General features: G+C 41.8%; 18 protein-coding genes. 10 read left to right on the top strand and 8 right to left on the bottom strand.

All coding sequences use genetic code 11. From position 1 onward, the window contains the following. Nucleotides 1-126: 126 nt before the first annotated feature. A complete protein-coding gene (locus V7K44_RS23640; RefSeq protein WP_334934941.1) occupies nt 127-741 on the top strand; it encodes a hypothetical protein in 615 nt (204 codons plus the stop codon). 183 nt (nt 742-924) lie between these two features. Here the strand turns inward: V7K44_RS23640 and V7K44_RS23635 are convergent, their stop codons facing one another. From V7K44_RS23635 to V7K44_RS23620, 4 genes are all read right to left on the bottom strand, one after another. Next, nucleotides 925-1,449, bottom strand: a complete 525-nt coding sequence (locus V7K44_RS23635) for a Uma2 family endonuclease (protein ID WP_334934939.1) — start codon at nt 1,447-1,449, stop codon at nt 925-927. Between the two features lie 154 nt (nt 1,450-1,603). Further along, complete coding sequence (locus V7K44_RS23630; protein WP_334934937.1) at nt 1,604-3,376, bottom strand: ribonuclease J; 1,773 nt, start codon at nt 3,374-3,376, stop codon at nt 1,604-1,606. Between the two features lie 281 nt (nt 3,377-3,657). Beyond that, nucleotides 3,658-4,542, bottom strand: coding sequence for a 4-hydroxy-tetrahydrodipicolinate synthase (dapA, locus tag V7K44_RS23625; RefSeq protein WP_334934935.1), 885 nt, complete (start codon nt 4,540-4,542; stop codon nt 3,658-3,660). Between the two features lie 127 nt (nt 4,543-4,669). Then, entirely contained in the window at nt 4,670-5,707 is a 1,038-nt protein-coding gene (locus tag V7K44_RS23620) for an aspartate-semialdehyde dehydrogenase (protein WP_334934933.1), read from the bottom strand. A 908-nt stretch (nt 5,708-6,615) separates the two neighbouring features. Between V7K44_RS23620 and tig the strand changes: the two genes are divergently transcribed. Then, nucleotides 6,616-8,049, top strand: a complete 1,434-nt coding sequence (gene tig / locus V7K44_RS23615) for a trigger factor (RefSeq protein ID WP_334934930.1) — start codon at nt 6,616-6,618, stop codon at nt 8,047-8,049. Nucleotides 8,050-8,309: 260 nt separating this feature from the next. Here the strand turns inward: tig and V7K44_RS23610 are convergent, their stop codons facing one another. After that, complete coding sequence (locus V7K44_RS23610) at nt 8,310-8,504, bottom strand: hypothetical protein (protein ID WP_334934928.1); 195 nt, start codon at nt 8,502-8,504, stop codon at nt 8,310-8,312. Here V7K44_RS23610 and clpP point away from each other — a divergent pair. The 3 genes from clpP (at nt 8,503) to V7K44_RS23595 (ending at nt 11,543) form a co-directional block, all read left to right on the top strand. Further along, nucleotides 8,503-9,087: an ATP-dependent Clp endopeptidase proteolytic subunit ClpP gene (clpP, locus tag V7K44_RS23605; protein ID WP_334934926.1), complete on the top strand. Its 585-nt coding sequence runs from the start codon at nt 8,503-8,505 to the stop codon at nt 9,085-9,087. The genes V7K44_RS23610 and clpP overlap by 2 nt on opposite strands. Before the next feature lie 9 nt (nt 9,088-9,096). Then, nucleotides 9,097-10,437 carry an ATP-dependent protease ATP-binding subunit ClpX gene (clpX, locus tag V7K44_RS23600; protein WP_292730369.1) on the top strand — a complete coding sequence of 447 codons (1,341 nt, stop codon included), beginning with the start codon at nt 9,097-9,099 and terminating at the stop codon, nt 10,435-10,437. Nucleotides 10,438-10,625: 188 nt separating this feature from the next. Continuing rightward, nucleotides 10,626-11,543 (top strand): alpha/beta fold hydrolase, encoded by a 918-nt coding sequence (locus tag V7K44_RS23595; protein ID WP_334934923.1) that lies wholly within the window; start codon nt 10,626-10,628, stop codon nt 11,541-11,543. A 14-nt stretch (nt 11,544-11,557) separates the two neighbouring features. Here the strand turns inward: V7K44_RS23595 and V7K44_RS23590 are convergent, their stop codons facing one another. After that, entirely contained in the window at nt 11,558-12,760 is a 1,203-nt protein-coding gene (locus V7K44_RS23590) for an FAD-dependent monooxygenase (RefSeq protein ID WP_334934947.1), read from the bottom strand. Nucleotides 12,761-12,815: 55 nt separating this feature from the next. Beyond that, a complete protein-coding gene (locus V7K44_RS23585; protein ID WP_334934921.1) occupies nt 12,816-13,799 on the bottom strand; it encodes a GntR family transcriptional regulator in 984 nt (327 codons plus the stop codon). Nucleotides 13,800-14,076: 277 nt separating this feature from the next. Between V7K44_RS23585 and V7K44_RS23580 the strand changes: the two genes are divergently transcribed. The 5 genes from V7K44_RS23580 (at nt 14,077) to V7K44_RS23560 (ending at nt 20,728) form a co-directional block, all read left to right on the top strand. Beyond that, nucleotides 14,077-14,817 carry a dienelactone hydrolase family protein gene (locus V7K44_RS23580; protein ID WP_334934919.1) on the top strand — a complete coding sequence of 247 codons (741 nt, stop codon included), beginning with the start codon at nt 14,077-14,079 and terminating at the stop codon, nt 14,815-14,817. A 127-nt stretch (nt 14,818-14,944) separates the two neighbouring features. Then, on the top strand, nt 14,945-15,847 hold the full coding sequence (locus tag V7K44_RS23575) for a S1 RNA-binding domain-containing protein (protein WP_322738231.1): 903 nt from the start codon (nt 14,945-14,947) through the stop codon (nt 15,845-15,847). 425 nt (nt 15,848-16,272) lie between these two features. Beyond that, nucleotides 16,273-17,361: a fatty acid desaturase family protein gene (locus tag V7K44_RS23570; RefSeq protein ID WP_334934915.1), complete on the top strand. Its 1,089-nt coding sequence runs from the start codon at nt 16,273-16,275 to the stop codon at nt 17,359-17,361. A 900-nt stretch (nt 17,362-18,261) separates the two neighbouring features. After that, nucleotides 18,262-19,137, top strand: coding sequence for an SDR family oxidoreductase (locus V7K44_RS23565; RefSeq protein ID WP_334934913.1), 876 nt, complete (start codon nt 18,262-18,264; stop codon nt 19,135-19,137). A 94-nt stretch (nt 19,138-19,231) separates the two neighbouring features. Next, the gene (locus V7K44_RS23560) at nt 19,232-20,728 is read left to right on the top strand and encodes an HlyD family efflux transporter periplasmic adaptor subunit (protein ID WP_334934911.1); all 1,497 of its coding nucleotides are present in this window, start codon (nt 19,232-19,234) and stop codon (nt 20,726-20,728) included. Nucleotides 20,729-20,835: 107 nt separating this feature from the next. Here the strand turns inward: V7K44_RS23560 and V7K44_RS23555 are convergent, their stop codons facing one another. Beyond that, nucleotides 20,836-22,680 (bottom strand): S8 family serine peptidase, encoded by a 1,845-nt coding sequence (locus tag V7K44_RS23555; RefSeq protein WP_334934909.1) that lies wholly within the window; start codon nt 22,678-22,680, stop codon nt 20,836-20,838. Between the last annotated feature and the right edge of the window lie 408 nt (nt 22,681-23,088).

Below are 23,088 nucleotides of genomic sequence, written 5' to 3'. Positions count from 1 at the left end.
TCAGTTGCACTCAATTTAATAAATCCTCAACATTTAAGAAACTGGTTTGCTAGTTGCTGCTACTGTACCTCATAAGAGCCGTAAATGCTGTATAGTCTGAAGCGTTAACATCAGATGAGCTTGCTTATGGGTGTTTCTGTACTCTACAGGGCAATTCCTCCTTCCAGTACACTGTACGCACGCCTTCAATGTGATAAGGCACTCAGCATCCTTGTAGGTTATCTTTTCCCCTATGGTTGCGGCATTTTCCGCTTTTTTGAAATTGAGCCTGAAGAGATTAATGAAATCCTTGAAGATTTTATCGAAACACACCAAGAGATTTTTGGATCTGAACTAGAAGCAGATCGGGTAATCGCCCAATTGCGGTCTGAGTTAAGGCTTACTCGTCAAGCCTATCCAGGGATTGAAGATAGAACAGCATCACTAGAAAAAACATCTGTTGAGATCGAGAAACGTTTGTCGCAAGAGCTATCGAGAAGAAAGTTTGCGAATGCCGATGAGATTGTTGAAAAGCTCATGTTCGGAGATCAAACTCTTGCTCCAACTCTATTGTCAGCAGAGGAGTCATTGGGACTGATATCCCGTGAGCTAGTCAGTGAAGGAGCCAGCATTTTTCGACAGATCGATCCTGAAACACTGTTTGCAAGAGATGAATCGTGTTTTGACGACTTCGAGCGGTGGAAAGATTTGTATCTTTCAGCAGCCGAGAAAAATGAGGAGATATTGGTTGGAGTTGCTTGAGGCAACAGCAACCTAACAAATTAGATCGCACTACCAAGTTGAACATTGCAAGATTTAGGCGATGCCTTCGGCAACGTCTTCTCTGCGAGACGCTACGCGAACGACGAACGCAATCAGTATTTTTTTGTTTCACGCAGAGGAGCCAAAAAGCTCAAGCTGAAAATACTTGCTGGACTGTCAGGGTTAATTCTGGGAAAGTTTGAGAAATAATCTGCTGATTCCAGTAAACACAGTTTGCTTGTAACTACTATTGTCCAGCAAACACACTGTCAACTTATTTTTTAAGGGGTCAACAATCCAATACTCGACCACACCAATAGCTGCATACTCAGAGGTTTTTTGGTTATCCCGGTCAACAGATTCAGAACTTACCACCTCAACTAAGAGGGGTGGAGCAGTTTTAAGGATAGTGGAAGTACTCTCAATACTTTGTGCCTGTTGGTTGGTAATCACACAAATATCAGGTCGCCTGGGTTGTTTATTGGTCAATACCTCTGTACCGTTAGGACGCGGTTGTAAAGGAAGTCCCATTTTTTGAATTTCTAAAAAGAAGCGAACTAACAATAAAGTGATAATTGCCTCATGCTTACCAGTACCGGGAGGCATTTCTACCAGCACCCCATCCTTAAGTTCATATTGCTTATCTGTGCCATCATCAAAATTGATGTATTCCTCAAGAGTACTAATTTTTATTGGTGTTTTAGTCATAGCGATCGCCTCTACTAACTATAATTATAAGCAAATACAAACTACTGCGACTTCTATACCCAACGATCGGAAAATGTATTTCACATCAAAGCGCAAAGACATTAGAAAAATTCTACGTCTCTGCGCTTCTGTGTGAGATTTTACCTTAAACTCTCTACGATGCTACTTGAGCAGCAGTCCGAGTCCGCCGTCTTCTGCCATCAGCAACTTTCACAGGTGGCTCATCAGGGATTTGCATCAACAAAGTCACAGATGGCTGACATTGCAATTCCCGACGGATGGAACGTTGCAATTCTCGTTCTAAAGTTCCTTGCAATCCACCCCAGTCTATATCTGCTGCTTCACCCTGCTCAGGAGCAAATTCTGTCCAGCGCACAGTGAGAATTTCTTCAATGCGTTGTTTTACCCAAGTTTGTAACAGCGATCGCTCTACACTTGTAACTACACCCCGGAGGTGAGTTTCTGGTTTAGCTAACAGTTTACCATTCCAATCAATGGCTGCTGCAATGGTAATAATGCCTTCTGAAGCCATGCGTTGCCGTTCTTGTAAAACTTTGGAACTTACCATACCCGAACTCGTAGTATCCACCAATTCAATACCAGATGGCACTTTACCAGCAACGCGAATGGCATCTTCAGTCAGTTCGACAATATCACCATTCTGGATAATAATCATATTTTCTGCGGGAATGCCCATACTCTGAGCCGTTTCTGCGTGCTTCACTAGCATCCGATGTTCGCCGTGAAATGGCACAAAGAATTTGGGTCGAGTTAAGGCAATCATCAACTTTTGTTCTTCCTGACAGCCGTGACCGGAGACGTGAATCCCTTTATCCCGACCATAGATCACTTTGGCACCCTGAATCATTAATTTATCAATGGTGTTGACTACAGCGATCGTATTTCCGGGAATTGGGTTAGCAGAGAATACTACGGTATCTCCTTGGCGGATTTTAATGTGAGGATGTTCTTTGTTAGCAATGCGGGTCATTGCTGCCATCGTTTCACCCTGAGAACCTGTAGTTAAAATTAGTACTTTTTCATCAGGTAGATTACGAACCGCGTGCAATGGTTGCAGCAGGTTATCTTCACACTTGATGTAACCTAAATTGCGGGCATGAGCAATCAAGTTGAGCATGGAACGCCCCACAATCGTCACTACACGATTTTGCTTTTTGGCGATATCCAAAATCATGTTGATGCGATGGACGCTAGAAGCAAAGGTCGTGACGAATAATCGCCCTGTAGCTTGACTAAATACTCTCTCCAGATTCGGATAAACTGAACGTTCTGAAGGTGTAAATCCTGGCGTCTCGGCATTAGTAGAATCACTTAGGAGGCACAGAACGCCTTTTTCTCCATGTTCTGCTAGGCGTTGCAAGTCAAACTTTTCACCATCCACTGGGGTGTGATCAATTTTAAAATCCCCTGTGTGAATGACTACACCCAGGGGAGTATGAATGGCAACAGTGAAACTATCAGCGATGGAGTGGGTATTACGGATATATTCAACTAAAAAGTTTTTGCCAATGCGTACTACATCACGGGGTAGAACAGTTCTGATTTCTGTGCGATCGCGGACTCCTGCTTCTTCTAATTTACCCTCTAGCATTGCCATTGCTAGCCTGGGCCCATAAATCACCGGGATATCAAATTGCTTGAGATGAAAGGCAATCCCACCAATATGATCTTCATGACCATGAGTAACGATCATCCCTTTAATTTTGTGGCGATTTTCCCGCAGATAAGTCGTATCTGGTAAAACAATATTTACCCCATGCATCGCCTCTGTGGGAAAAGCCAATCCTGCATCTAATAAGATTATTTCATCGTCATACTCAAAAAGACAGGTATTTTTACCAATTTCATGCAAACCGCCCAAAGGAATAATTTTCAAGGCGGAATTATTAGCTTCGTTTTTAGCCATTTTCTCCTTAGATTGTTACTTGTGGTTAATTAAGTTGATAGTTAACGAACTTGTATTTAAGACAACATAATCTGTCTCTTAAGTCAGTCCCAAAGCAATCAAGTTTTAATTGAAGATTTCAATTTTTTATTCAATAAAATCAACTGTAAGACTCAAGGATTCATAATATATCTATCAGTCCTGGCACAGGTTTTTAAATTGCAACTTGTGAACAATTACGATCGTTATTTATATGTATCTTTGACAAGGAGGAGACTACCAGCATTTAAATAAGTTGGTGGTTAAATTAAACTAAGTTCTTTCAGAACCGCTTCTAATTTTTGACTGACTTCTAAATCAGCTTCACATAGCGGCGGACGAGTTGAACCGACCTCCCAACCTTGAAGTTGCAGTGCTTTTTTCACTGGAATGGGATTTGAAGTGAGAAACAGAGCTTTAAACAACGGGAAGAGTTTGAGATGAATGTCGCTTGCTACCTCAATTTTCCCCGCACTAAAAGCTTGAATCATCTGCTGTAGTTGGTTTCCTACCAGATGAGAAGCCACACTTACCACACCCTTTGCCCCGATCGCTAACAAGGGCAAAGTCATGTAATCATCACCAGAATAGATGTGGAATTCTTTTGGTGTCAAGCGACGAATTTCGCTTGCCTGATCTATATTACCAGTGGATTCTTTAATTCCGACAATATTGCTAACCTCAGCTAACCGGGCAACTGTTTCTGGCTGAAGGTTTTGTCCGGTACGACCGGGGACATTATATAACAACAACGGTAAGTCGGGACAGGCTTGTGCTATTGCCTTAAAGTGCGCTTCCAATCCCGCTTGTGGCGGTTTGTTGTAATAAGGAACAACTTGTAAGGAACCATGTACTCCTATTTTAGACGCTTTTTGGGTGGCTGCGATCGCTTCTTTAGTGGAATTCGATCCACAACCTGCGATTACCTTGGCTTTTCCGGCCACGGACTGCAATACCTCGACAAACAACTGGTATTCTTCATCCCAACTTAGTGTCGGGGATTCTCCGGTTGTGCCGCACATCACCAGTGTATCTGTACCGTTATTAGCTAGATGCGCCGCCAGTTCTGCCGCTACATCATAGTTGACACTACCATCTGCTTTAAATGGCGTAATCATAGCGGTTAAAACATTGCCAAAATCTCCCACCCTTTTTTCACTCCTGATTACCCATGTTTTTATATCTTGGTGGTTCTCTATTGTAATAACCTATCTGCAAATTGCTTTCAAGTGTCATTAGTCATTTGTCCTTTGTCACTTTACCAATGACCAATGACTAATGACTAATAGCTAATGGTTTGAGTAGATTTTTCTCTACTAACAACTCAGCTATTTGTACTGCATTTAATGCTGCACCTTTGCGGATTTGGTCGCCACACAACCATAATTCCAAGCCACAAGGATGAGAAATATCCTGGCGAATCCTTCCCACTAAAACTTCATCTCGACCGGTTGCTTCTATTGGCATCGGAAAATGATTCGTTCCCCAATCTTCTACCAATTTTACTCCAGGGGAGGAATTTAAAATTTCTCTGGCTTCCTTAGCGCTAAAGGGAGTCTCAAATTCTAAATTAATGGCTTCTGAGTGGGCGCGGAGTACGGGAACCCGTATACAGGTTGCAGTGATTCTGATTTGCTGCGTACCAAATATTTTTCGGGTTTCGTTGACCATTTTCATTTCTTCCTCACAATAACCCAAATCGTTTAATGGGGAGTTATGCGGGAATAAATTAAATGCCAATGGGTAAGGCAATATTTCGGCAATCGGTAGCTGTCCTTGTAGTATAGCGCTTGTTTGGGTTTTGACTTCTGCCATTGCCCTAGCACCCGCACCACTAGCAGATTGGTAGGTTGCAGCGACGATGCGTTGCACTGGTTTAACTTTATGCAATGGCCAGACTGCCACAGCCATTAAAATCGTTGTGCAGTTGGGGTTTGCAATAATGCCTTGGTGATGCGCTGCGGCTTGGGGATTCACCTCTGGCACTACTAAGGGAACTTCCGGGTTCATCCGAAAGGCACTGGAGTTGTCAATTACTACTGCGCCCTTTTCCACAGCAACTGCTGCCCAAGTTTTGGATGTGGAACCACCTGCACTAGCTAGTACTATCTCGACATTTTCAAAAGCGCGATCGCTTACTGACTCTATTGGTATATTTTCACCTTTAAACCGTAGCGATCGCCCAACACTCCGCTCTGATGCCAATAACTTCAAGTCAGCAACCGGAAAATTACGACTTTCTAATAATTCCAGCAACTCTGTGCCTACTGCACCAGTCGCTCCCAAAATAGCTAAACGATAGGATTTTGACAAACTTGCTTCCTCCTTATAAGAGACTTAATCTGCAATTTATTGGAACAATTGACAATTTAGTTATATGTTAGATAGCGATCACAGTCTGAAAATATTTTTTTTAATAGGTTTAGATTTTTCTTTAATTTAGTCTATCTTTAGATATTTAATACATTTATTTTTTTGGTTGTTTAATTAAGTTAAGTGATGTTGCATTTTAAAATAACGCTGATTTATTTTTTTCATCGATTTTAACTATAACTATTATATATTATACAGCAAAACGCCATTTATCAGAATAGCGGAGATATCTGCACTTAGGAGTTGCGTTTAACAAGCATCCTACCTGTAAAGAAACAAATGTATTGGTTGCAAACTTGCTTACTAAGATGATGAATATACTAGGATCTAAATGCATAAAGCTAGCACAACGTAAAACTGAGCTATGCGGTTAAGTAACAGATGCACTTTCCTACCATCTACCATAAACAAATTAATAATAGCTAGATAATAGCTAGACTCAATACTATAACTTTAACTTGGGGGTACTAACCACTCTTTGAGAACCAGGATATCACGGCATTAGCCCACTGAATAATTAATTCCCAAGTTTTAGAGTGAGAGGGAAGTGAAGAAGGGAATAGGCTACAGGTTACAGGGTACAGATTTATTCTCTACCACCTATCACCTCCCCCCTAATCCCAATGCCCCATTAACCAAATTATTATGAAGGTAAAATGTCAAGTCCTTGATAATTGGCAGTAAACTGGATCTTTGCCCCAGGACAAACATCCATTATTGGATGTCACAAGACCTTTTGGCAAACTCCCCTTACCCCTAAGAGACATCAACCCATAAACGCAAACAATTATTTTATTGCGTTTTGTGTGTAATCGGAGTATAAAATACCAGAAAACTAGAGACGAAGCATGAAAGTCACCCAGGAAAAACTTCCCGCCAGCCAAATTGGCCTGGAAATAGAGATTACGCCAGAAATTACCAAGCAAACTTACGAACAGGTCATTAAAAACTTAGCGAGTACTGCCAATATTCCTGGGTTTCGTAAAGGCAAGGTGCCTCGGCCGATATTACTACAACGGCTGGGTACAACTCGAATCAAGGCAGCGGCGCTGGAAGAACTAATTCAAGATGGTATTGAGCAAGCAGTCAAACAAGAAGCCATCCCAGCAATCGGTCAGCCGCAATTGCGCTCCTCTTTTGAGGAATTGATTAATAATTATGAACCTGGAAAACCCCTGACGATTTCGGCTGCTGTCGATGTAGAACCAGAAGTGAATCTAGTGCAGTACACTGATTTGCAAGCCAAAGCCGAAGAAGTGAAGTACGATCCAGAGCGAGTGGAGAACACTCTGGATAAAGAACGTCAAGAATTGGCGACATTGATTCCTGTGGAAGGACGTACAGCCCAAATTGGCGATATTGCTGTAGTTGATTTTAAGGGTTCATTCGCCAGAGTTGAGGGCGAAGACGAAACAGCTGAACTAGAACCGATTCCCGGAGCCGAAGCAACTGATTTTCAAGTTGAGTTGCAGGAAGATAAGTTTATTCCAGGCTTTATTTCGGGAATAGTCGGGATGAATCCTGAAGAAACCAAAGAAATTGCAGCACAGTTCCCAGATCCTTATGCTAATGAAGAATTAGCTGGAAAAGCGGCAACTTTCACCGTGACGCTCAAAGAAATCAAAGAAAAGGAACTACCAGAAATAAATGACGATTTAGCCCAGGAAATCAGCGATTTTGAAACCTTGGAGGAGTTACGCGCTTCTTTGGTAGAGCGATATCAGAAAGAGGCGGACGACAAAACAAAAACCAATAAGCAGGAAGCTTTGTTAATGGAATTGCTCAAGCACGTAGAAGTTGACTTACCAGCAACTTTGATTGAGCAAGAAGTGGATGCGATGCTAACGCAAACAGCAATGCGGCTGTCTCAGCAGGGATTGGATGTGAGAAAGCTGTTTACTCAAGATATTATTCCGCAATTGCGGGAGCGATCGCGTACTGAAGCAATTGAACGCATCAAACGCTCCTTATCCTTGCGGGAAATCGGGAAACGCGAATCTATCGAGGTAACACCAGAAGAAATCGCAGCCAGAGTCACAGAACTTTTGGAGCAATACTCGGAGGAACAAGACGTTGATGAAGATAGACTGCGCTCAATCGTGGAAAACGAACTGTTAACCGAAAAAATCATCGATTGGCTCTTAGAACACTCATCAGTTGAACTTGTACCAGAAGGTTCCTTGAGTCCCGCAGAAGAAACTGAAGACGCAGAATCTGATGCTGATGCACCTCAGACTGAGGAAGAAAACAGCGAAGCTTCTACAGAAGTCACAGAAGGATAATAAAAAATCCCACAACCATGAGTTCACCAGTTCTGAGTTAAAGTACTGGTGAAATGGGTAAGGTAAGGGAGATGAGGAAGTAGAGGAAAAAATAACTAATGCCCCATGCCTCATGCCCAATGCCCCATAACTCAGGGATGAAGTCAAAATAATTAAAGAATTAATGAATTTTCGGCAAATAGTGACACCTGTTATCACTTGAGCTTGATACTGTGTTACACGAGAGGAAATTATATGAGGCATAATGGTTAACACGTAGCTTATAAAAATTCCATTCGTTGAAAAGGCAGCATCCGCTGCTGAAACATTTGTCCTAAATAATCGTCAAAGAAAGCTTGTATGCTTGAATCGCAGTCGGGAAATTCCCCAATCAGCAACTTAAGTCGAATAAACATTAACTCCCAGTTAAGCAGCCCTAGCAACATCGTACCGATGGTGATAGAGCAATCTGGCATGGGAGAAAGAGCTTTCGACATCTACTCCCGCCTGCTGCGAGAGCGGATTATCTTTTTAGGAACGCCAATAGACGATGCCGTAGCCAACTCAATTGTGGCTCAGTTGTTATTCCTAGACGCCGAAGACTCAGAAAAAGACATCCAACTGTATGTTAATTCTCCTGGCGGCTCCGTCTACGCAGGGATGGCAATCTATGATACAATACAGCAAATTCGCCCTGATGTTGTTACCATCTGTTTTGGATTAGCCGCGAGCATGGGGGCATTTTTGTTGACAGCAGGAGCTGCCGGTAAGCGAATGTCTCTGCCCGACTCCCGGATTATGATTCACCAACCACTTGGTGGCGCTCAAGGTCAAGCCATTGACATTGAAATTCAAGCCAGAGAAATTCTTTACGTTAAGGCTAAGTTGAATCAGTTAATGGCTCACCATACTGGTCAACCCTTAGAAAGACTTGAAGCAGATACTGAGCGCGACTTTTTTATGTCGGCTGAAGAGGCAAAAAACTACGGTTTGATTGATCAGGTCATTTCCAGGCAAAATCTTCCCGTAGCAGGGGAAAACGTCACCATTCTGAAATAAGAGGCTGGTATGTCTAAGTACGACTCCCATTTGAAATGTTCATTTTGTGGCAAGTCTCAAGAGCAGGTGCGTAAATTAATCGCAGGGCCGGGAGTCTACATCTGCGATGAATGCGTTGACTTGTGTAATGAAATACTAGACGAGGAGTTACTCGATACTAATGGTGCGGCAGCACAACCAGCACCAAGAGCAGAGCCACCTGAAAAACGGCGTACTCACTCTGCTAGTATTTCGTTTAATCAAATACCCAAGCCAAGAGAGATTAAAAAGTATCTAGACGAACACGTCATTGGTCAAGACGAAGCGAAGAAAGTTCTGTCAGTAGCTGTTTACAATCACTACAAGCGGCTGGCAGTAATTCAGTCTAAGGCCAGTGGCAAACCTGGGTCAGATGATGCCATCGAACTGCAAAAGTCCAATATCTTGTTAATTGGCCCGACTGGTTGCGGCAAAACTCTCTTAGCGCAAACTCTAGCGAAAATCCTCGATGTACCCTTTGCCGTAGCCGATGCGACAACGCTGACGGAAGCAGGGTATGTGGGAGAAGACGTGGAAAATATCTTGCTGCGACTCTTACAGGTGGCAGATTTGGATATAGAAGAAGCGCAACGGGGAATTATTTACATTGACGAAATTGACAAAATTGCTCGTAAGAGCGAGAACACGTCAATTACCCGTGATGTTTCTGGCGAAGGCGTGCAGCAAGCCTTGCTGAAAATGTTAGAGGGAACGATCGCTAATGTACCACCCCAAGGAGGGCGCAAGCATCCTTATCAAGACTGCATCCAGATTGATACAAGTAATATTTTGTTCGTCTGTGGTGGTGCCTTCGTAGGCTTAGAAAAGATTGTAGATCAAAGAGTTGGCAAAAAAGCAATCGGCTTTGTGCAACCGGGTGAAGGCCAATCGAAGGAAAAACGAGCAGCAGACACGCTTCGCCATCTAGAACCGGATGATTTAGTAAAATTTGGCCTGATTCCAGAATTTATTGGGCGGATGCCAATGGTAGCAGTAGTAGATCCGCTAGATGAAGAAGCGCTGATGGCGATTCTCACCCAACCACGCAGCGCCCTAGTGAAGCAGTACCAAAAGCTGCTGAAGATGGATAATGTCCAGTTAGATTTTAAAGCAGATGCTTTACGAGCGATCGCTCAAGAAGCTTACCGCCGTAAAACTGGTGCGAGAGCATTACGTGGTATTGTCGAAGAACTAATGCTGGATGTAATGTATGAGTTACCATCCCGTAAGGATGTGACACGCTGTACAGTAACACGGGAAATGGTCGAGAAGCGATCGACTGCTGAACTGATAATACATCCGTCTTCACTACCGAAGCCAGAATCAGCTTAATAGTCATTAGTCACTTGTACTGAGTTTCGACTCCGCTCAACTACCGCTTAGTCGTTGGCGTAGGCACTGAGCGTAGTCTAAGTGCAGCCTCTCCAAGAGTTGTATTGGTCATTAGTCATTGGTCAAAAAATAAGGAATAATAACCATATACCAGGGACTAATGACAACTGACAAAGGACAAATGACTAATGCCTTATATTAATGTTCGTGGCGTTGAGCATTACTACGAATGGGTGAAAAAACCATCCGGTTCTTTGGTAAAACCAGTGATGGTTTTCATGCATGGTTGGGCTGGTTCGGCTAGATATTGGCAAAATACTGCTGATGCTTTATCAGAGCAATTTGATTGTTTACTCTACGATATGCGGGGATTTGGCCGTTCTGGTGGGAAGCCAACCATAGCCGAAGCAAGTGAAGCTGTTGCCGAATCTAAATCCCCCCAGGAATCACAGGCAATCAGAGAGTTAACCTATGAATTAGAGGAATACGCTGATGATTTGGCAGGTTTGCTAGATGGGTTACATCTTCAGCGTGTTTATATCAATGCTCATTCGATGGGCGCTTCTGTTGCTACTTTATTTTTTAACCGCTATCCCGAACGAGTAGAACGAGGAATTTTAACCTGTAGCGGCATTTTTGAGTACGACGAAAAATCTTTTAGTGCTTTTCATAAATTTGGTGGCTATGTAGTGAAATTCCGTCCCAAATGGTTAAGCAAAATTCCATTTGTTGACCGAATGTTTATGGCTAGATTTTTATATAGTTCCATACCACATTCTGAGCGGCAAGCTTTTTTGGAAGATTTTCTCGAAGCAGATTACGATGCGGCTTTAGGAACAATTTTTACTTCAGTTAGTAAGGCTCAATCTGAAGTGATGCCGCAAGAGTTTGCCAAGCTGACAGTGCCGACTCTACTTGTAGCAGGGGAGTACGACAAGATTATTCCAGCCGAGATGGGGCGTCAAGCGGCTGCATTGAATGACAAAGTGGAATTTGTGATGATTCCTAACACAGCGCATTTCCCAATGTTGGAAGATGCGCCAACTTATATGCAACAGGTACAAGAGTTTTTGCAAATTAACACGGCAAAACCACAAGTCGGATAACTGATGGCGGTTTTTTAGACAGTTAACTGTACCTGTGTGATACCTTGACGCATTTTATATTGTCGCTTTAACCAAGACTTTTTAATTGTTTTACGGAGCAAGGGAGCAAGTTGAATTAATAGCGATCGCAGCAGTGCATTTTTTGGCAATAATTCGCCTTGTCTAGCTTCCGCTAACTGAAGTTGCTGGGCGCGGATAATTTCTGCCTCACGTTCTGCTTGGATGTGCGATAGTGCCGTGTCAATATCTTGGTGTTCAGTTTCTCTCTGTAACAACGGCACAAGATGATTAGCAGCGACAATCACATCACGCAATGCTAAATTAATTCCTTGAGCGCGGACAGGAGACATTGGGTGTGCAGCGTCACCCAGAAGTAATACTCCTGGTGCGTGCCATTGTGGACAATAATAACCAACCACAACAGAAAGCCGAATGGGAGATTCGATGGTGTCTGCATGATTACGGAAATGCTCTGCTAGCCATGAGGGTGATAGTGAGGCAAAAATCTCTGCCCAGTTGGTTTGCTTGGAGTCAGTGTTTTCGGTTGCGGACATTACCCAAGCTAGATGCAGTTTTCCTGATTCTGCTCCATGAAAAATGGTAAATACGCGATCGCCATTTACAATAGTACGAAACACATTATCGGCTGCAAACTCAGGGCTGGCGGCAAGTTTAAACCAGAGGATATCAATATTTTTGGGCTGACGTACCAATTCCAATCCTATACGTTGTCGCACAAGAGAATTTCGACCATCTGCCCCAATTACTAGGTCAGCAGTAAATTCTCTCCCATCGCTCAGTACTACACCTGCTACACGTTGATTACTCCACAGCAAATCCTTGACCGGAACACCCTGGATGAATTCAAACCCATCATTGGTTTGAGCTTCCGAAATCAGTGCTTTGAGTAGCGGTGGTTGTGAAATTAGTGTACAGGGTCGGGTTGCCCCCATTGGTTCATCAACTCGAAACAACTGTTTGTCCTCTAGAATGAATTCCCACGCGTCGAGTTGTCGATGGGGAATATGCTCCAACAACGCCGATAGACCCATTTCCTCTAGGGCTTCTAAACCACTGGGCATTAATCCTTCACCGCGAAATACACGATGAAAGTCCTTTGCTGCTTCAATTAACGTTACAGCAATACGACGTTTTACAAGGAGCAAGGCAAGGGTTACACCTGTTGGGCCTGCGCCCACAATCACAATCTGCACTATCCCATCCCTCCTGTATTTAGTTGCTCTCAAAGATGTTGGTAGAATTATCTTGAGATTAACTTAAACCCAGTTCTCGTTTGAGCAAGTTAATCGAGTTAGCGCCGATATAATTTTCAACCTTAATCAACTTTGGTGGACGAATAATATCTTCATCAGATGCTTGTACGGCTGCTTGTACTGCCGCAAAACTGGCTTGGTCGCTGATGATTACCTCAGCCCGCTTAACCATTGCCTGGAGTTTATAAGCATCTTTTGGCTGCGAAGTCATCACCAATAGTTCATCACCCCGCAAACCGTGGAGGATGACTTCTGCTGCTCGTGCAATCCCGGAACTGAGGCTAACTATCCCAACACAGTTTTCTTTTGGTAGGGTTTTCAATAGGCTAAGTTCTTTGCTGTAGTCGTAGATATCGAGAGGAATTACTCGTGCAGCTTTTGGAGCTGCGATCGCTTCCACATTACTGATAAAATACCGACTTGTGACTACTGTCGCAGAGGTAGTTTTATCTAACACAGCGGTTAATTCTTCCATTGCTACCAACTGGACTGGAATTTTTAGCGAGCGTTCTAATTCATATACCATCAACTCTCCAGCACCCATGTCATAAGATGGAACTGCAACCAGTACCCGCGCACTACAACGCAAGCGCCAGTCAATTTCCGCTAAAAATAGCTCTCTAGCTTGATTCAGTGAGCATCCTTGGGAGAGTAACTCGTCAAGTGCTTGCTGGACAACTTGATATGTATCAGGATTTTGTTTGAGAATTGGTGATTGCAGCCTGCTACCGCCCTCATGACCTTGGGCGCGAACATAAATACCCGAACCAGCCATACTTTCAACAAATCCGTCTTCCTCTAGTTGACGGTAAACTTTACTTATGGTGTTGCGGTGTAACCCTGTTTGCATTGCCAGCGCCCGTGTGCTTGGTAATTTGTAAGCGGGGGGATATTGCCGAGAAGCGATCGCAAATCGGATTTGATTAAACAGCTGGGTTGATGCGGGAATTTCGCTGTCTGGCTGAATACGGAATTGAATCATCACCAAACCTCCTGAATATTTAGTGCTAATGAATGCTGAGGTTTAAGTATTAAGTGTTGCTTTTATACTCAACACTTTTAACTCAGCCCTTCTTCTGTTACCAGCTACATTTGCTACGTCTCAAATATGTTTATTTACATATAAAGTTTTTCTGATACAAATTTCTAATGCGCTCACTATTCGTAATTGATAATTTAATTAGAAAAAAGCTAGGCATACTGGCATAGTTATATCAAATAAACACACGGCTAATCACATAGCACTGGTAAAAATTATTATGACAGAGCAAGCAACAACTACCACAACGATTAATCTTTTGCAAGATAATATTCAAGTGTCTGCTTATCTTGCAGAACCAAAAGAACCTGGATCTTACCCAGGAGTTGTAGTATTACAAGAGATTTTTGGTGTTAACGTTCACATTCGGGAAGTTACAGAACGGATTGCCCAACTTGGGTATGTTGCGATCGCACCTGCACTTTTTCAACGGATTGCTCCTGGCTTTGAAACTGGATACGCACCCGAAGATATTGAAACAGGCAGAAGCTACGCCATGCAAACTCAAGCCTCAGAGTTATTGAGCGATATTCAATTAGCAATTGACTACCTCAAAAATCTGCCTCAAGTCAAAAAAGATGGTTTTGGTTGTATTGGCTTCTGCTTTGGCGGTCATGTCGCATATCTTGCAGCCACCTTGCCTGATATTAAAGCTACCGCTTCCTTCTACGGTGCTGGAATTACCATCCGCACACAGGGAGGTGGCACTCCTACTGTCACCCGCACCAGAGAAATATCAGGTACTCTCTATGCCTTCTTTGGCACAGAAGATGCTAGCATTCCAGGCGAACAAGTAGATGAGATTGCAACAGAGTTAGAAAAATATAAAATTCCTCATCGCGTGTTTCGCTACGATGGAGCTGATCACGGATTTTTCTGCGACCACCGTGCCAGTTATAATCCTAAAGCTGTGGTCGATGCTTGGGAGCAAGTAAAACAACTCTTTGGTCAACTAAACTGAAGCATACGCACCCAAGTTCGTCATTGGTCATTAGTCATTGGTGATAACAAAGGACAAATGACAAATGACAAATGACAATTTAAACTTCAGTTGCACCATATCAAATAAAAACTAATCTTCAAAAGTCATGAATTCCGAATCGAAACTTTCTCAAACAGCCAATTCGCCCTTTACAATGGACGATTTTGCCAAAGCACTAGAAAAACACGACTACCAATTTCAAAAGGGACAGCTTGTAAATGGCAAAGTTTTTCAACTTGACCATGATGGGGCTTACGTTGACATTGGTGGTAAGTCGTCAGCTTTTCTGCCGCGCGATGAGGCTTCTTTGAGAGCAGTTACCGATTTATCGGAAGTGCTGCCATTGCAAGAGGAAATGCAGTTTTTGATTATCCGAGATCAGGATGCAGAAGGTCAAGTTACCCTTTCTCGAAAGCAGTTGGAAATTCAGCACATCTGGGAACGACTGACTGAAATGCAGGAAAACGCTCAAACTGTACAAGTACGGGTTATGGGTGTGAATAAAGGTGGTGTCACCGTCGATATTCTTTCTTTGCGGGGATTTATTCCGCGATCGCACCTAGCAGAGCGTGATAATTTAGATGCACTCAAAGGTCAAAATCTGACTGTGGGTTTTTTGGAAATTAATAAAAACACCAACAAACTCATTCTTTCCCAGCGTTTAGCAACTCGTTCTAGCAACTTCAGCTTATTAGAACTAGGTCAACTGGTGGAAGGTAAAGTTACTGGCATCAAACCTTTTGGTGTATTTGTCGATTTAAGTGGGATGAGCGCCTTACTTCATATCAAGCAAGTAAGTCAAAAATTTATTGATTCTTTAGAAAAAGTATTTCAAGTTGGTCAGCCAATTAAAGCTGTAATTATTGACTTGGATGAGGGTAAAGGGCGGGTTGCTCTTTCTACGAGAGTTTTGGAAAACTTCCCTGGCGAAGTGCTAGAAAATTTTGATGAGGTCATGGCTTCAGCTGAGGCGCGTGCTAATAGAGCTAATAACAAAGCGTCTGAATAGTTTTGAAGTGGGCTGCTTGCACAAAGTATAAATAGTGCAATCGCATCTGCGGTAGGTATGATTAATCGGTGAATAGCGCCCAAAAATTGATCGATAATCTAAATAGTGGGTTATTTTATCCCCCTGCATCTATCAAGATGTAGGGGAATTGTAACTTAAGAAAGCTTTCCATAGATTAGACCTCTTACCTCTGGCTGAAAATGCGTTTAAAATGATAATTTTAGCCAGCTTCAAATTGTAAGCCTCAGAATAAATTCTGAGGCTTACTTGTGGGCGATGCCAAAATTCTCCAATAGGTCTATTGTAAAAATATTGTGTGGTATATTTAGAGTTTTACCTATTGTGAATTGAATCGTTCGATTTTAAAAACGCTACGATTTACCGCAAAACTTAATTCAGCTAAATTATCTAGGTGACAATTATTTATGAATGTTAGTACCGAGCCAAAACTGATTCATCAGAAAATATATGCGAAAGAATTACGTTCTTTGATGCCACCGGAAGCATTTATCCCCGATCCAAGTAAGTTAATTATATTGTTCATTAATGTGGCAATTTTGATATTAGGTTGGATGATAGCGGCACGGTTAGACTCTTGGTCGCCATATCTTTTATGGCTTTATGTACCTTTAAGCATAATCATGGGCAATAGCGTGGTTGTCTTACTATTTAGCACCCACGATTTGATGCATGGTAGCGTAATTAAAAATCCTCGATTAATCTATATCATTGGTCTTCTAGGACTAACAATGTTGTGGATGCCACCAACGTTATGGAAAGCAGTTCATAATCGAGTACATCATAATCACACTAACGATTTAGGCGACCCAGATCGTAATTACTTGTATGAACAATCTTCAACCTGGGGAAAATGGATTCAGGACTTATTTGTGCCTTCTACTGAAGTCAATCCTATATGGTTCATAGTGGGAATGACTTCTGCTTGGGGAGTACATACTTTTCGCAATCTAACATCTGTGCTGTTTTTCAATCATGAATCCGTCGATTATGTTCCTGCTGCATTTACAGTCAGTGCTAAGGATCGTCGAGCGATCGCAGGGGAATTATTGATGATGATAATGATTCATCTGAGTATCCTAATCTATCTCCAATTTGACCCCATAAAACTTATACTTGGTTACTTTTTACCGATTGCAATTGGTTATGCTGGAGTAATTTTTTATATTTATACAAATCATTTACTTTGTCCGATGACCAACGTTAATGACCCACTAATTAATAGTATGTCTCTCCGTGTTTACAAAATATTTGACTTGTTGCATTTAAATTTTTCTCACCACACTGAACATCATATTTTTCCAGGAATGAACTCGGACTATTATGTTATAGTTAGGGATTTGTTAGAATCTCACTATTCTGAAAACTTGAATTTATTGGATGCTGGAGAAGCTTGGTATTTACTGCTGAAAACTCCCCGGCATTATAAAGATAAAAATACTCTTACAGATTGGTCAGGTAAAAAGTCTGTTCCTTGTCCTACAAGCGACAGTTAAAAAGGTTTATTGCAAATGAATACGCTGCTAAATACTGAGGATTTTGCAAGAAATATCCGACCACAGTCCAAGCCAGGGAATAAGCCGAAAAAGTCACGATGGACAATAACTAGTACCGCAAGGCGGAATTAAAAATTAAAAATGAATATAGCATAAGCATTTCATTGATTTGCAATGGGTGGTTTCTTTCCGCCGTGTTGTACTAGTTAATTTATCGAAAAAATATATAAATAAAGTCTAATTTAATAAGCAAAATTGCATTTGACTTACTCAAACCCCAGTTTGCTTACTCAAAAGCTGTGTTTGCTTTCTCATTTCAGTGTTTTCCGCAAGTAAGATGACGTTTGACTTATTCAAATCCCGGTTTGCTTTCTCGTTTTGGTGTTTTCCACAAGTAAAATAACGTTTGACTGATTCAAACCCCAGTTTGCTTTCTCATTTTGGTGTTTTCCGCAAGTAATCAAGCATATTAAGAAAGCAATATGCTTGATTGCTGACTCATACCAGTAATTCTCACAGTTATGACAACTATTCCTTTAAGATTACTTTTCTCATCTTTATCTAATGCTTCTTGGATTGCACGACGGCAAAACTCTTACGATCTTTCTTTAATTGCTTCTTTATTCATTGTTTTGCCTCCTCTGCATCCCCGACATCCCCCTTTTTCGTGTTGCACCCTCCTATTACTCTATCCGCGACATCTACAAAAATATGGGGGATCATTTTTAGAGTATTAAAATGAATAAGGTGTGACTTATTGGCGTGAGACTATCTTGAGCATGGTAACAAAGTATAAAAATATGCTCATATCTCTTTTTAAGTATTGCTCAATGGGTTTTGAGCATATATCGAGAATTTTGACAACTATAAACGCTGTAACTATTCAATTTAGGTATTTGTATGTTTCTGGTAACTGGAGCAACGGGAGGAATTGGTCGCAGAGTTGTGCGACTCCTACGACAACGAGAACAATCTGTGCGGGCATTTGTCCGCCTTACCTCGCGCTATAGCGAGTTAGAACACAGGGGTGCAGAAATCTTTATCGGTGACTTGCTAGAGGAAAAATATATCCAGAAAGCTAGTCAGGGCGTGCGGTATATTATCAGCGCCCACGGTTCTGATAGCGATGCCCTATCTTTAGATTACCGCGCCAATATTGAACTTATTGACCAAGCAAAAGCCAATGGCGTAGAGCATTTTGTCTTCATTTCCGTACTGGGAGCCGATCGCGGTTATGAAGATGCTCCCGTTTTCAAAGCTAAACGAGCAGTAGAGCGATATTTGGCAGCTAGTGGCTTAAATTACACTATTTTACGCCCATCTGGATTAGCATCTAACTTGCTGCCACTGGTAGAAAGATTTCGGGAAACGGGATTATATCTGCTTGTTGGCGATCGCAAAAACCGTACCTCAATTGTCAGTACTGATGATTTGGCAAGGATGGTTGTAGATTCTGTGACAGTTGAAGGCGCTCGCAACCAAATTTTACCCGTCGGAGGGCCGGAGATTTTATTGCGAGAAGATATTCCCCGGATTTTTGGTCGGATTTTCGCCAAAGAACCAGTAATAATTAACTCACCCCTATTTGTCATTGATGGGTTACAGGGTGCATTGGGTTTATTTAATCCCAAAATCCAAAAAGCTTTGGGAACTTATCGCACATTGCTAGCAAATGAATTTTTCTGCACAAAAGATGAAATTGCCAATTTAGAGGCGATTTTTAACTTCCAATTAGAGACATTAGAAAATTTTTTGCGGCGCTATTTAGCAGTTTGAATTAAACATCAGTCATTAGTCATTAGTCATTTGTCATTAGTGAATAACAAAGGACAAATGACTAATGACAAAGGACAAAGGATAAAGGACACAAATGAAATCTTCTCTAGCTGCAAATGCTGCTCAAGCACGTCAGACAAAAGAGCGATTCGCCCAACCGGAGGAACAACTTACTTATGAATTAGGGAAAGCAGTACAGGAATTGCCGCCCCTCTACACGAGATTATTAGCGGGAACGATGACCGCCATCGTATTTGGGGCGATCGCTTGGGCGTACTTCTCGCAAATAGATGAAGTAGCAACAGCACCGGGCGAATTAATTGCTTCCACACAGGTAAGACCGGTGACATCTTTGGGTGGAGGATCAATTGTCGCTGTTAAAGTGCAAGAAGGCGATCGCGTCACTAAAGGTCAAATTCTGATTCAAAAAGATCCAGACTTGCAAATAACCGATGTTTCCCGCCTAGCTAAATCTACTAGATTAATTCAGGACGATTTACAGCGTTTGGATGCAGAACGTGTTGGAGGCAAAACTACTGGGACGAAAGTGCAAGATGAACTTTTAAGCTCCCGCCTGCAAGACTTCCAAGCTCGTCAAGCAGCGGCGGAAGCAGAAGCAAATCGCCAAATAGCACTTATCGATCAAGCTAAAGTCCGCTTGAGCAGGTTGCAAGATAACTTAGTTAATGCTAAAAGCAGCTTTGGGAATGCTCAAACCAACCTTGTCAATGCAGATAGCATCCGAATTAAAATTGAAAGTAATTTAGCCCTTGCTCAAGAAAGGGAAAAAAGCCTACGTACTCTAATTACTCCTGGCGCTGTGCCTCGTGTCGATTACCTGGATGCCCAAGAAAAATTAACTCGTGCAAAGACAGAAATCACCAGAGCGCAAGATGAAGTCATCAACGCCCAGAATAGAATTACAGAGGCTCAAGATAAAGTCACATCATTAGAAAAAGATATTGCTGCTCAAGTCCAAGAAATTCGCCAAGCAGAACAAGCTTACAACGCTGCACGCAGTCAGGCCCAGCGTGTGGCATCAGAACGCCAAAGCGAAATTTTGACGCAGTTTAATAAGCGTAAAGAAGAACTAACAACTGTTCAAGGTCAATTAGAGCAGGCGAGGAAGCAACAAGCTTTAGAAACGATTGAGGCTCCCGTAGCCGGTACAATTTATAAAGTCAAAGCCACCAAGGGGCCAGTTCAATCGGGTGAAGAATTGCTGTCAATTTTGCCGGAAGGGGAAGAAATGCTTCTAGAGGTGAAAGTTCTCAACCGCGATATTGGGTTTATTCGTCAAGGAATGAAGGCAAAAGTCAAAATGGCGACTTTTCCCTTCCAAGAATTTGGCATTGTGGATGGCGAAGTTATGCAAGTCAGTCCAAATGCAATTGCTGATAAAGAATTGGGTTTAGTTTTTCCGACGAGAATTAAGCTAAATAAACACGCGGTAAATGTTCGAGGTCAAGAAGTAGAATTTACACCAGGGATGGCTGCTACAGGTGAAATTGTCACTCGTAAAAAGTCAATTTTGACATTCATCACTGAACCTGTGACACGGCGTTTCAATGAGGCATTTTCCGTTAGGTAGGAAAGTCTGTTAGATTAGCCACAAGTAAGGGTTTAGCATTGTTAAACCCCTACATTTATTCACGACAGACGAGCAGTATTGAACTTAACTGCAAATCGCTATAATTTTCAAGCTATACCCAAAAATTTTCTATACTGGTCTATTTGTTTTTGCATTCCCTCTAGTAGTTTGACAAAATCTGGATTATTCTCATCCTGATTACTATTCACATTGATGCTACCCAGAATCTTCTCATAGTTTTGAAATTGCGACCATAATTCTGGATTTGTTGATATGCTATTACCTTCGGCTGATATCAGATATTTTGTGGTTTCTGTAATTGCCTGACCAATCACAGGGCTAAAATCAGAATTATTCCAACTAGCGATCGTCTCTGGTGTTAGATATCTTGTGGATTCTGTAATTGCCTGACCCATTAGTGAACCAAAATTGGAATTATTAAAACTATTGATATTTTCTGGTGTTAGATATCTTGTGGTTTCTATAATTCCCTGACCGATTAGAGAGCCAAAATTGGAACTATTAAAACTAGAGTTTGTAGTTTGTGTGTTATTTCCTGCGGTTTCTGCAATTACTTGACTCGCTAGAGAACTGACATTAGAAATCTTCAAACTAGAGTTTGTAGTTTGTGTACTATTTCCTGCGGTTTCTGCAATTACTTGACTCGCTAAAGAACTGACATTAGAAATCTTCAAACTAGAGTTTGTAGTTTGTGTACTATTTCCTGCGGTTTCTGCAATTACTTGACTCGCTAGAGAACTGACATTAGAAATCTTCAAACTAGAGTTTGTAGTTTGTGTACTATTCCCTGCGGTTTCTGTGACAATCTGACGTACTTGGGCATCAGTCAGGCTGGAGTTAGCACTAAGCATCAGGGCAACGATACCAGCAACGTGGGGAGCAGCCATAGATGTGCCGCTATAAGTTGCATACTGATTATTCGGAACTGATGAATAAACCTTGACTCCTGGAGCTGTGACGTAAGCGATTGGATTCGTTCCAGAGCGGTTAGAGAAGTCGGCCAAATTATTATTCTTATCTACTGCTCCAACAGCAATTCCCGACTTGGATGCATAGCGGGCGGGATAATCTGGTGATGAGTCACCATCATTACCTGCTGCCATGACGACAATCACTCCTTTGCTGCTGGCATAGTCAATGGCTGACTGTAAAGTGCGATTGGAAGATCCGCCTCCTAAACTCAGGTTAATCACATTAGCTCCATTATCGACAGCGTAGCGAATACCTTTGGATATGGAACTATAAGAACCAGAGCCAGAGCTATCTAAAGCTTTGACAGGCATAATCTTGGCATCGTAAGCAATACCAGTGACACCATAGTTATTATTTTCTCCTGCGATCGTGCCGGAAACATGAGTACCATGACCGTTGTCATCTAGGGTGTTGTTGTTTTGATCGGCGAAGTTCCAGCCGTAATTATCATCAATATAGCCATTACCATCATCATCTATACCGTTACCCGCAATTTCCTTGGTATTCGTCCAAATATTATTTGTTAAATCTTCGTGGTTATAGTCAACTCCAGTATCCACAACAGCGACAACAACGCCTTTACCTGTGTATCCCTGTGCCCAAACTTCTGGTGCTTTAACCAGGTCTGCTCCCCAATTATTGCCACCAAGATCGGGAACATCAGCAAAGGTATTTTGACCAATAGCTCTAGCCACTGCTGCTGCTCCATTAATCAAGCCATAGCCATTAGTGGAATTATAATTTTGAGCGCTAAAAGCATTATTAGTAGCGTTATTGCTATTTTCAGATTCATCGTTATTTAGCAACTGCACATCAGCATCGACTGAGTTATAGCTACTACGTCTACTGAAGTTGAGGCTGTAGTTATCTTTTGTATTAAAGCTATCTAATGAGGAGATTGAAGTGGTATTTAGCTGTTTTTTTGACAATATATTGTTATTAGCATCATCAATGTGCATAAAACTTTTCTCAAAGATAGCAACCGTTTTTTGATAGTTTGAAGTCTTGAAACCTTTACAATAAAAAGATTTCAATGTGTGAATCAAACTTCATTCTCAATAATTACTATGAAATCTAATAACAAAATGCTAATTTTATTACCAAAAAAATTATGATAATTATGGTTTTTATTAAGAGTAACTTTATCGAGTAAATATTAAATATTTGAGGTGTATTAATGGAGACTAATGCAAAAATGATACTAGGATGTTATGGCTCCTTTTATTACTCTCATAACTACTGCGATCGCTAGCTACAAAAGTATTTACACCACCCAGACTTAGCAACCCTTAATTATTGAAATTAGCAAAATAAAAATGGCGAATGGAGTATAACTCCATTCGCCAAAGGCTATGCTGAAGCCGCTT

Source organism: Nostoc sp. (genome assembly GCF_036917235.1).
In the GTDB taxonomy this organism is placed as follows: domain Bacteria; phylum Cyanobacteriota; class Cyanobacteriia; order Cyanobacteriales; family Nostocaceae; genus Nostoc.
The sequence above is the reverse complement of the archived record's forward strand: the minus strand, read 5'-3'. Positions and strand labels throughout refer to the sequence as shown.